Origin of the sequence: Romboutsia timonensis, assembly GCF_900106845.1 — a bacterium.
GTDB lineage: Bacteria > Bacillota > Clostridia > Peptostreptococcales > Peptostreptococcaceae > Romboutsia > Romboutsia timonensis.
Genome location: NZ_LT629850.1, coordinates 1,168,674 through 1,180,435, shown reverse-complemented (window position 1 = coordinate 1,180,435; position 11,762 = coordinate 1,168,674). Strand labels below are relative to the sequence as shown.

13 protein-coding genes and 1 riboswitch are annotated in these 11,762 nt (G+C 28.1%); of the genes, 4 read left to right on the top strand and 9 right to left on the bottom strand.

Features of this window, described 5'->3' with window-relative positions; translation table 11 throughout:
• Positions 1-2: 2 nt before the first annotated feature.
• From nikB to BN7997_RS08125, 7 genes are all read right to left on the bottom strand, one after another.
• A complete protein-coding gene (gene nikB / locus BN7997_RS08155; RefSeq protein WP_071120318.1) occupies positions 3-941 on the bottom strand; it encodes a nickel ABC transporter permease in 939 nt (312 codons plus the stop codon).
• An 18-nt stretch (positions 942-959) separates the two neighbouring features.
• Positions 960-1,913, bottom strand: a complete 954-nt coding sequence (locus BN7997_RS08150) for a M14 family metallopeptidase (protein ID WP_071120317.1) — start codon at positions 1,911-1,913, stop codon at positions 960-962.
• Positions 1,914-2,061: 148 nt separating this feature from the next.
• A riboswitch (cobalamin riboswitch) is annotated at positions 2,062-2,236 on the bottom strand.
• Positions 2,237-2,566: 330 nt separating this feature from the next.
• Entirely contained in the window at positions 2,567-3,277 is a 711-nt protein-coding gene (locus BN7997_RS08145) for an ATP-binding protein (RefSeq protein WP_242873439.1), read from the bottom strand.
• Positions 3,243-3,776, bottom strand: a complete 534-nt coding sequence (locus BN7997_RS08140) for a hypothetical protein (RefSeq protein WP_071120316.1) — start codon at positions 3,774-3,776, stop codon at positions 3,243-3,245. The genes BN7997_RS08145 and BN7997_RS08140 overlap by 35 nt, the downstream gene beginning before the upstream one ends.
• Positions 3,777-3,785: 9 nt before the next feature.
• Positions 3,786-4,208 (bottom strand): hypothetical protein, encoded by a 423-nt coding sequence (locus tag BN7997_RS08135; RefSeq protein WP_071120315.1) that lies wholly within the window; start codon positions 4,206-4,208, stop codon positions 3,786-3,788.
• 42 nt (positions 4,209-4,250) lie between these two features.
• Positions 4,251-5,057: a phage antirepressor KilAC domain-containing protein gene (locus BN7997_RS08130; RefSeq protein WP_071120314.1), complete on the bottom strand. Its 807-nt coding sequence runs from the start codon at positions 5,055-5,057 to the stop codon at positions 4,251-4,253.
• Between the two features lie 61 nt (positions 5,058-5,118).
• Positions 5,119-5,331, bottom strand: coding sequence for a helix-turn-helix transcriptional regulator (locus BN7997_RS08125; protein WP_071120313.1), 213 nt, complete (start codon positions 5,329-5,331; stop codon positions 5,119-5,121).
• Positions 5,332-5,913: 582 nt separating this feature from the next.
• On the opposite strand from BN7997_RS08125, the gene BN7997_RS08120 reads away from it, so the two are divergent.
• The 4 genes from BN7997_RS08120 (at position 5,914) to BN7997_RS15565 (ending at position 7,849) form a co-directional block, all read left to right on the top strand.
• Entirely contained in the window at positions 5,914-6,336 is a 423-nt protein-coding gene (locus BN7997_RS08120) for a helix-turn-helix domain-containing protein (protein ID WP_071120312.1), read from the top strand.
• Positions 6,337-6,348: 12 nt separating this feature from the next.
• Entirely contained in the window at positions 6,349-6,852 is a 504-nt protein-coding gene (locus BN7997_RS08115; RefSeq protein ID WP_071120311.1) for an ImmA/IrrE family metallo-endopeptidase, read from the top strand.
• A gap of 346 nt (positions 6,853-7,198) precedes the next feature.
• Positions 7,199-7,627 carry a hypothetical protein gene (locus BN7997_RS08110; protein WP_071120310.1) on the top strand — a complete coding sequence of 143 codons (429 nt, stop codon included), beginning with the start codon at positions 7,199-7,201 and terminating at the stop codon, positions 7,625-7,627.
• A 51-nt stretch (positions 7,628-7,678) separates the two neighbouring features.
• Complete coding sequence (locus BN7997_RS15565; protein ID WP_154665239.1) at positions 7,679-7,849, top strand: hypothetical protein; 171 nt, start codon at positions 7,679-7,681, stop codon at positions 7,847-7,849.
• Between the two features lie 213 nt (positions 7,850-8,062).
• Here the strand turns inward: BN7997_RS15565 and BN7997_RS08105 are convergent, their stop codons facing one another.
• A complete protein-coding gene (locus BN7997_RS08105; RefSeq protein WP_074010966.1) occupies positions 8,063-9,949 on the bottom strand; it encodes an ABC transporter ATP-binding protein in 1,887 nt (628 codons plus the stop codon).
• Positions 9,933-11,678 carry an ABC transporter ATP-binding protein gene (locus tag BN7997_RS08100; protein WP_071120308.1) on the bottom strand — a complete coding sequence of 582 codons (1,746 nt, stop codon included), beginning with the start codon at positions 11,676-11,678 and terminating at the stop codon, positions 9,933-9,935. The genes BN7997_RS08105 and BN7997_RS08100 overlap by 17 nt, the downstream gene beginning before the upstream one ends.
• Positions 11,679-11,762 lie beyond the last annotated feature (84 nt).

The following is an 11,762-nucleotide window of genomic DNA, read 5'->3' as shown; positions in this document are numbered from 1 at the left end:
GTCTATCCTCTTTCTTTAACCCTTGGATCTAAATATTTATATGAAATGTCTATAAGTAGATTTATTATCATGTAGATTAATGCTATCCACATTACATAGGCTTGAATTAAAGGATAATCATAAGATGTTATTGCTGAAACTGCCATATTCCCAAGACCTGGATAAGAAAATATAACTTCTACTACTGCAGTTCCTCCTAATAAAGAACCAAGTGATAATCCTAGCAAAGTTATAAGAGGTAAAAGAGAATTTGGAAGTACATGTCTTAAAAGAATAATATTTTCTTTTATTCCTCTTGCTCTTGCACCAATTACATAATCTTGATTTAATTCTTCAAGTACAACTGTACGAACTTGTCTTGTGTACTTTGCTGCCATTGAAAATGCAAGTGTTAATACAGGTAAAATCATTTTTTCAATTCCATCACCTGTAGATACTACTGGCAATAACTTAAACTTTAATGCTATAAAATATAAAAGCATTAATCCTACCCAAAAGTTAGGTATAGATAATCCTAAAAAAGTTGTACCGCTAATAAGAAAATCAATTACTTTATTTTTTTTAACTGCAGCCAATATCCCAAAAGGAACTGCTATTATTAACATAACTATTAATGACATAAAAGCTAATTTTAAAGTTGGAACTAATTTTAATAATATGATATCTATAACAGGTTTTTTTGTAGAATATGAAATTCCAAAATCACCTCTTAAACAAGAACTTAACCAATTCCAATATTGAACAAAAAATGGATCATTTAGTCCCATTGACTCTCTTATCTGTTGAATAACATCTTCACTTGGTATCATTCCAGATGCTGCATACATGGTTCTTACTGGGTCACCAGGTGCTAAATATATCAATGTAAAAGTAATCAAACTAATGCCAAATAGAACTATTATTATTTGTATTATTCTGTTTATCAACTGCTTTTTACTCAATCTGTTTCCCCCTAATATTTATATTTCTCCATAAGTTATCATAGGTCCATCTTTTAATATTGATAAACTTCCAACTTGATATAGAATAATTCCATCTACTTTTGCTATACATGTATGTAGTATATTTCCAAAATAGTCTTTAACTGTTCCAAGTTCATCGCCTTTTGAAACAATATCGCCTACTTTGTAGTTTGAATACCAACACCCTGTATACATAGAGTTTTCATAGATAGTATTTGTTATAACTTTTGTATCATTATTTCTATCTACCTTTTCTCCTGATAAAACGTTAAGTTCTTTTAAAACATTTTTTACATCTATTTTATATTCCTCTACTTCTTCTTTGCTCCATTTACCCATACATCCTCTTTCTATTAAAATCCCTGGTAGTCCTATTGAACCAGCATAGTTATATGCTCCACCACTATTAGATTGAGATTCTACGACATACTTTGGATTAATAGCCATAGCCATTTGCTTTGATTTAGATGTTACATCTTCACTTGCTACACCTTGATAATATACATATGGAGTTAATTCTTCATATCCATCTCCACAATGTAAATCTATGTAATAATCACTTATTTTAAATAATTCTTTTTCCATAAAGTATGCTATTTTTTCACTTACACTACCTTGTTCATTACCTGGAAATACTCTATTTAAATTTTTTCCATCTTCATAAACAACACTCATTGTACGATTTTCAAATCCACTACGATTTATTAATGGCACAATTATAATATTTCCACTTATATCCTCTGGATTTATTTCCTTTGATAATTCTATGGCAGTTTCTATTCCTACATACTCTGCACAATGAACTCCTCCTGTTATCAAAGCAGTTTTTCCTTCTTTTTTACCACAAATTATGGTTATTGGTAGTTTGATATTAGTACCACTTACATTTATGTATCCTTGTTGTTTTTGATTTCTAAACTTACTAAAGTTAGCTAAATTTATATCTTTCATTAAATCACTTCCTCTTTTATAGTTATTCTTTTAAGTAAAATATAAATTATAATATCCTTAAACGTAAAAAAGCACACTTCTTTAAAAAAGTGCGCACTAAATAAACCTATTAATTAGGTATTTTTAACACACTTATACACCGTAAGTTATGTTTTAACTTATAAAAGCAGGTCTCCTGGCTAAAAAGCATTGTTAGATTTTCCTTCCCAAGTATATTTACTCAGTGGTATAAAAACTAACCCTTTATCACAGTGACGGGATCGCATTGGATTTGCACCAATTTCCCTATTAATTCTTACGAAACTTTTATAATTATATTTCACATTAATCTACATGTTTAATTTATATATTAAGTATAGCATATATTCTATAAATTTTCCTAATGCTTTTTGTATTAAAATTAGTATACTATAATCTATTTTAAGGGTAAAAAAATAAAAGTCCTAAATATAAGGACTTTTATTTTAGGCCTTGTTAGCCTACTTCATGATATATTAATATTATTCATTAAATCTATTCGCTAAATTGAAATTTGTCAATCTTTTGAGTACTAACCTACAATAACTAAAATAACACCAATAATAGATATAAAATCAGTGATATATTCATAATTCAAAAATAAATGTATAATGATTGTAAATAATTTATCTTTACTATCCGTAAATCCTATAATTTAATTTTTTATTCCTTATTCCTACTAGGAAATCTTTTGACATCTCAATTAACCTGCTACCTAAAGCCTCATCTATATTAACCAAGTTTTCTATACTAAGTTCGGTACTAACTATCACTGGCAACTTGTTAAAATACCTGTAATTAATAAGCTCAAACATTATATTTATATCACTTTTACTTATGCTTCCCTTGAATAAATCATCTATTAAAAGTACTTTTGCATTTTTATACCTATTCATAACTTTATTATAGTAAACCTCATCCATAATATTTTGCTTTATTTGTGTTATTACATCCCTATATCCCATATAAACAACTCCTACACCATTATCCATTAATACATTTGCAATGCTAAGTGATAAATGAGTTTTTCCCGACCCAGGTTGTCCCATAAACATTATTGAGTTTTGAGTACTATCTTTTATAATATGAAAGTTATTAGAATATTCCCTAGCTTTGTTATAGGCATTTATAGATTGGCTATCATTTATAGTTTTAAAGTTTTCAAAGTTTTTATTTCTAAATTCTTCACTTATTCCACTTTTTCTTAAAATATCTTTAGCTTCTTTAACTGCTCTACATTCACATGGTGTTGCTACACCATCATTTATTATAAAGGTAAGGTCTCTACATTTATTGCATTTATAACTACTATTATCCCAATCTTTTTCTAAGTTGTTCAAGTTCATCATTTGTTGTGCTTTTATAAGTTTTCTCATTCTCATTTTTAAGTGATTTGGCATGTTTAGATTCTCTATACTCTTTGTTATATTTTCCATGATTATTTTCCCCATTTTCTATGTTATATCCTAAGTCTTCAAAGGACTTATATAAAAGTTTTACAAATTCTTTATTTTTAATATTCTCTATTTCTTTTTTTATACACTTTTGTACTTTAGGACTGTTTGACATATTGTGTTTTATCCAATTTACCAAGTATATTTCTTTAGTTTCTTCACAATAATATATCTTTTTATATTCTATAAATCTTTGTATAAGCTTTTCTACAGTTTCTCTGTTGTATCCCGTTTCCGTTTCTATAATTCTATTATGTAAACTATATACTCCACATTGAGTTGTTTTGCTGTTTGTCATTAAGTATATATAAAAATACTTTTCTTCTGGAGTTAAGTCTAGTACAAAGCTATCTTGCCAATAATCTATGTGTATGTGACGATACGCTGCCATAAATTTCACCTACACATTCTTTAATACTCTTTGGCTTATTTTAAACACTTTTGATGTTGTTGTTTTTGTGTATATATTAGCTATATCTGGTAATTCTGTTCTTAATTTTTGTGTATCTATTGTACTTCTACTTTGATTTTTAAATGTAAGCTTTCTATCACCTATATAAGCTATTTCATATCCATCCATTTCACTTTTAAAAAAGTTTTCTATGGACTTTTTTTCTGCTTCTAATTCTTTTATATAGCTACATATTACATCATATCGATTTAATCTGGCTTCTTTATCAACTAATATTAGTGGGTTTTCTTTTGAATTGTTTTTATCATTTAAAGAAAGTAATTCATGGTTTAATATATATTTTACAGCTTCTACAAATTCTTCGTTTGTCATTGATTCTTTTTTAGAATTGTTTTTGTTTAAAAATATCATAATCTTATCCCCTTTTATATTAAATTTATAATTTTTAATAATCTAATTGCTTAGTAAATCTAAAAAATACATTTGTCCCTTTCCTGTCACTAAAGTTGTAGTTGATAGTATTTCTCCTTCAACAGTTTTAACTACATTTTCGGCTATTTTAAATAGTCCTTGTTCTAGGTATGTTTGCTTTGGCATGTTTTTGTCTTTTCCCTTTTTTATAAGATAGCCCCTATCCCTTAGTAATGTAAACAATCTGTTTCTACCAATTACTATATCGTTATTTCTAAGTAGTTTTGCAAATTGACCTATAGTTATTGCATCAGAACTTACTGCAACCTTTTTTCCAAAGTTTGTGTAAGGTGTATCTATTGTAATTATTGCTTCTAAGTTTTCAACTTTTCTTTGTGCCATTAGTTTTTCTTGTCTTTCTTTTTTAAGCTCTGTTGCTAAATGTATTATAAAGTCTGGATCTTTAAGTGTTTTTTCTATTACATCATCATTTAAGTATGCCCCATGTTTTCTTATCTCTGGAATTACCTCATCCATTATCCAGTTTTCAAAGTTTATTGCACTTGGCAATTTTGACTTCATGATTAATCTGTATAGGTTTCCTTCACTTATGTATTTTTTAGATACTACTTTTTCTGCATTACTTCCATCTTTTTTTACTCCAGTTACTACCCTTACGTCTTGAAACAGTACCCCTTCTTTTTTACAATGTCTAAGTATTGCACCTCTTGGATTTTGATATCCTAGTATAGTTGCCACTGGTATTGCTTCAAAATACTCTTTTTTATCTTTAACTATTACGCTAAGCTCCCCAAATTCCTTATTTCTAAACACCTTATTTATTTCCATTTGATTATCCTCCTTTGTTTATATGTACCATTTGGTAAGTAAGATTATAAAAATTTTTATCTTAAAATTCATTACAATTTATAAATATATCTTTTATTTCTTGTGCACTTAAGTCTAAATACTTACTAATTTTTGAAACTTCACTTAATTTGAAATCATTTACACCATTTTCTTTTAAATTATACGTTTTGCAAGCAATCCCTATTTCTTTAGAAATCTCTTGTTGAGTAACTCCCATTAACATCCTTTTTGCCTTAAGTCCTCTAAGCCCCATTTAAATTTACCTCCTAAACAATATATATTATATTTTTATAATTTTCTTTTCCCTATCTGTAATTACATAATATTCCTAAAAATATTTATTGTCAATAATCATTTGGCAAATTTTTACAAGACATGATTTAATATCTATTTATTTTTTTACCAAAATGTAAATTTTATTTAGTATTTTGTAATATTTTACCACTTTTATGTTATAATATTTTTATAAAAAATTTTTTTTAGATATACGGAAATTATGTCATAAAAAATTTGGATGACCTATGAAAATAAATAATATTAACAAATTTGCAAAAGTAAAAAGTGATATTTTTGAGCAACGGATTTATCCGTAGCGGGAGCAAGGATATACCGTTGGCGAAATGAAATGTTTCGCCGACACGTCGCTCAAGCGAAGCGAATTTTAGATTTATTTATTCATCTTTCTAAAAAGATATTTAATTTATCACATTAGAAAAATAATTTTTATGGATTTTATAAATTTTATTAACTATAAGCTATTAACAATATAGATTTACATTTACTTATATTAATAGACTTTTAGTTATAAAGTTATATAAATTGGAGGAATATTTTTATGGAAACTATGGGTGAAAGAATAGCAAAAGCTAGAATGTATATGAATTTAAACCAAAGAGAACTAGCTAAAAAAGCTAATATTGCAGAACCTACTTTATCTAGATATGAAAACGGATATAGAGAACCAAAGGCTGGTACTATTAGTCAAATAGCTGAGGCTCTAGGTATATCTGCTGATTATATATTAGGTATTACAGATACTATTGAGGTTATTAATAAAGATGAAAATAATTTAGTTGCTATAGAGGATATGTTTGATGATATGAATATAACTTTGCATAATTCATCTTGTTTACTTTATGGAAAACCTGTATCTGATAAGACTATAGAAAACATAGTATCTGCTATGAAAGGGGCTATTTTATTATCAATACAAGAGGAAAAAGAAAGAGAGTTACAAAATAAATCAAAAGATAAATAAAAGGGGATTATTATGCCACGTTCAGCATCTAGCATAAGACATATAGTTAGAAATTTAAAACTTGAGTATGAGGGTTGTAGTTTAGAAGACATTATAAGGGATAGAAAAATAATACTACTTTATATTGACGATTTAGAAGTTGATGGTGCTTATGGAAAGTTTGATATACTCTTTGGAAATGGTGTATCTATTAGTAAACAGTTTATTTTTATAAATTCAAAGTTAGACTATTATAAAAGGAGTTGTGTTTTAGCTCATGAATTAGGTCATGCCATACTTCATCCTGATATAAATACTATAGATCAAAACTATAAGCCAGTAATAGCAGATTGTAAGATTGAAATGCAGGCTGAAATTTTTGCTTCTGAGTTTTTATTAGATGATGATTCTACTTTAGAATATATTAATTTGGGAGTTACAAATATTAATCAAGCTAAAGAGCAATGTGTTCCTGTAAAGTATGTAGATTTAAAGCGTAAAAATTTAGTATATACTAATATTAAAATAGCTTTTTGATTAAGGTTGGGTTTTCCTAACCTTTTTCTTTTTGAGCAACGGATGTATCCGTAGCGGTAGCAAGGATATATCGTTGGCGACATGAAGTGTTTCGCCGACACGTCGCTCAAGCGTAGCGAATTTTTTATTTTTATTTTTGTTTTTCTTTTTATTTTTCTTTTTCCCTATACTCTATTTATACAGTATCTATACTTATAATATTATTTAGTAAAAGTAAGTTATAATATGGATATAAATTCTTTTTAGGTAAAATAATTTAATGTTATAATGTTATATATAATATATGTAATTTTTCGCAATTGTTATATAATGTGAATTAAATGTTATAAAAGTAGGAGGGGGTATTATGAATAAAAAAATAGCATGGATTCTTATGATTCCAATTTGTATAATAGCACTATATTTTTTATTGGAGAGTGTTATGTATGTTCCAGAGATAACGGGGATGGAGGGTACAGGATTAGTTTTATTTATACCAATATTTGCAATAATTTGTATAGGTAATATTGTTGTTCATATCATTGCAGGTTTATTAGGTGTATTTAGTAAAAATAATGAATTATCATGCAAAGATGTATTTTATAAAAAATCGGATAAGATAGCCGTAAAAATAATAAAGATAGTAGGATATTTATTTATGTTATTTTATATGTTTGATATGTCAATTGGAATAGTTAACAGTAATTACTATTCAATTGTATGGAACGCTTTAGCTATGATAGTAACAGTATTTTATGTAATATGGTTTTCAGCTATCAAATTAAAATCATTTTAAGTTAATATACAATCTTAATATAGTACGAATTAAATAAAAAGGGGGGATAAGATGAATTTTTCACCATTTAGAAAATTAGATTATATAGTATTCTATATAATTACTTCGGTTATGTTTATAACTCAATTAACGGAGTTAGCGTTAATGTCTGTAATAGGTATATTAATAGGAGCTACAATACCTACTTTAATTTTAGGAACTATAACTAATTTTGTATTTTAAAAAAAATAAACAATATTAATATATTGCGAACAAAAAATAGGAGCTTAATATCTCCTATTTTTTGTTTTTAAAACACGTTCTAAAATCAACATTAATTTAAAACATAGCCTATTTTTCCCCTGTTAGCTTACTCCATAATAATTACAAAATAAAAATAACCACATATCAGTATTTATGCCAAAACAAAAAAGTCCCACCCAATGGACGAGACTTTTATTCTAATTCAAAAGCACCAGTATAAAGTTGATAATACTTACCAGCTTTAGCTATTAGCGATTCATGGCTTCCTCTTTCAATTATTCTACCTTGTTCAAGGACCATTATTGCATCTGAATTTCTAACTGTAGATAATCTATGAGCTATTACAAAAGTAGTACGACCATGCATTAAGCTATCCATACCATCTTGAACTAGATGCTCTGTACGAGTATCTATACTACTTGTTGCTTCGTCAAGTATAAGAACTGGTGGGTCTGCTATGGCTGCACGAGCTATAGCTAGTAACTGTCTTTGTCCTTGACTTAAATTTGATCCATCTCCAGTAAGAACAGTATCATATCCTTGAGGTAATCTTTCGATAAAGCCATCAGCATTAGCTAATTTTGCAGCTTTAGCTACTTCTTCATCACTAGCATCTAAATTTCCATATCTTATATTGTCCGCCACAGTACCTGTAAATAAATGTGTATCTTGAAGTACTATGCCTAAACTACGTCTAAGATCTGCTTTTTTAATTTTATTTATATTTATACCATCATATTTAATCTTACCGTCTTGTATATCATAGAAACGATTAATTAAATTTGTTATTGTAGTTTTTCCAGCACCTGTAGAACCTACGAAGGCTACTTTTTGACCAGGTTCAGCGTATAGTTTTATATTATGAAGTATTGTTTTATCTTCATTGTAACCAAAGTCAACATCATTGAATGTAACATCTCCAAGTAGTTTAGTAAGTGTAACTGTCCCATCACCATGAGGATGTTTCCATGCCCAAGTTCCAGTATGTTCTTTACACTCTTTGATATTACCTTCTTCATCTTCTATGGCATTTACTAAAGTAACATATCCATTATCTACTTCTGGCTTTTCATCTAGTAAACTAAATACTCTCTCTGCACCTGCTAAAGCCATTATAATACTATTAAGCTGTTGACTTACCTGACTTATTGGTTGAGAGAAACTTTTGTTAAGTTGTAAGAATGATGCAAGAGCACCTAAAGTTAATGAAGTAACTCCTGATATAGCTAAAATTGAACCAAGTATTGCACAAGCAACATAACTTAAGTTACCTAAATTTACGTTTATTGGCATAAGTATATTTGCAAAAGCATTGGCATTATTAGCACTATCAAATAATTGTTCATTAAGTTTATTGAAATCTTTTATACTTTCTTCTTCATGACAGAATACTTTAACAACTTTTTGACCTTCCATCATTTCTTCTATAAATCCATTAAGTTCACCTATGGATTTTTGTTGTTTCATAAAGTAAGAACCTGCTTTTCCTGCAACTTTACCAGTTGTAAGTACCATTATAGCTACCATTATAAGAGTAAGTATTGTAAGTGGGATATTTAAAATAATCATACTTATTAACACACTTACAATAGTAGCAGCTGAGTTTACAAGCTGAGGAATACTTTGACTTATCATTTGACGAAGAGTATCTATGTCATTTGTATAAATACTCATTATATCACCATGAGCATGAGTGTCAAAATATTTTATAGGTAGACTTTCCATATGAGTAAAAACATCTATACGTATTTTTTTCATAGTACCTTGAGATACATTAACCATAATTCTATTGTAAGTGTAAGTCATTAATGCACCTGCTATGAAAAATAATGCTAGCTTAATTATAGCCATTCCCAAAGGTCTAAAATCAGGATTTGATTGACTCGTTAGAGGAAGAATATAGTCATCGATTAAAGTTTGCATAAATAAAGTTCCCTTAACACTTACAAAGGCTGAACCAAATATACAAAGTAAAACCACTATACAGTGAGGTGTGTAATTTTTTAATATTATTCCCATAAGCCTTTTTAGAGTTTTTGCAGGATTTTGACCCTTAGGTCTTTTATTTTGCGACTTCATATTCGTCATCATCTCCCTTCACTTGAGAATTATAAACATCAGCATAAATTTCATTATTTTCAAGTAGTTCTTCATGTGTTCCTATTCCACTTATTTTTCCATCATCTAAAACTATTATTTTATCTGCATCTTGAACACTTGATATACGTTGTGCAATTATAATTTTTGTTGTGTTTGGTATTTCCTTAGAAAAAGCAGTTCTTATCTTAGCATCTGTTGCTGTATCTACTGCACTTGTAGAATCGTCTAATATTAATATTTTTGGCTTTTTAAGTAAAGCTCTTGCTATACATAAACGTTGTTTTTGACCTCCAGATACATTTGTACCACCTTGTTCAATATAAGTGTCATATCCATTTGGTAATGTATCTATAAATTCATTAGCACAAGCAAGCTCACAAGCTCTTATTATTTCTTCATCATTGGCATTTTTATCTCCCCAACGAAGATTTTCTTTTATAGTTCCACTAAATAATACATTCTTTTGTAAAACTACTGAAACTTCATTTCTTAAAGTTTCGATATCATAGCTTCTTACATCTTTTCCACCTACAAATACAGAACCTTCACTAACATCGTATAAACGAGATATTAAGTTTACTAAACTTGATTTTGAAGAACCTGTTCCACCGATTATTCCAATAGTCTCACCTGATTTTATATGTAAATCAATATTTTGAAGGACATATTTTTTACTTCCTTTTTTGTAAGCAAAGTTAACATTGTTAAAGTCTATATCTCCATTTTCTATTTCAAAATCAGGATTTTCTGGATTAGTTAAATCACTTTTTTCTTCTAAAACTTCATCAATACGCTCTGCTGATGCTTTTGACATTGTAACCATAACAAATACCATAGATAACATCATTAAACTTATCATTATATTCATAATATAACTAAATAAACTTACTAATTGTCCTGTAGTTAAACTGCCTCTAACTATCATATTTGCACCAAACCATGATAAACCTAATATACATCCATAAACTGATAACATCATAGCTGGCATATTACATGCTAAAATACTTTCAGCTTTTACAAATAATTTATAAACATTATCTGCTGCTTTTTCAAACTTTTTAATTTCATGATCTTCTCTTACATAAGCTTTTACAACACGAATAGCATTTACATTTTCTTGTACACTTGCATTTAAATCATCATATTTTTTGAATACCTTCATAAATACTGGATGAGCATTTGATATTATTAGTGCTAAACATATTCCTAAGAATACTATTGCCACTAAGAATAATGAACTAAGTTTTTTGCTTATAGTAAATGACATTATTAATGCAAATATAAGCATCATAGGTGCTCTAAAGCACATACGTAAAATCATTTGATATGAGTTTTGAACATTTGTAACATCTGTTGTCATACGCGTTACAAGTCCTGCTGTAGAGTATTTATCTATATTTGAGAATGAGAAACTTTGTATGTTTTCATACATTGATTTTCTTAAGTTTTTTGCAAATCCTGTACTAGCTAATGCTGCAGATTTACCACTTAATACACCAAATAGTAACGAAAGTCCTGCTATAACAACCATTACTCCCCCTACTATAAATACATGTTTCATATTACCTGTTGAAATACCATTATCAATTAAAGTTGACATTAATAGCGGTATTAATAACTCCATTATTACTTCAAATGTAACAAATATTGGTGTTATTATTGATGCTTTTTTGTACTCTTTAACTTGGCTAGCTAAAGTTTTAAGCATAATGACTCCTCCTTATAAGTATATATTTAATTTTGTACGTGTCCTAACAATCTATCTTTTATTAAAGCCACCATTTTAGGTGGC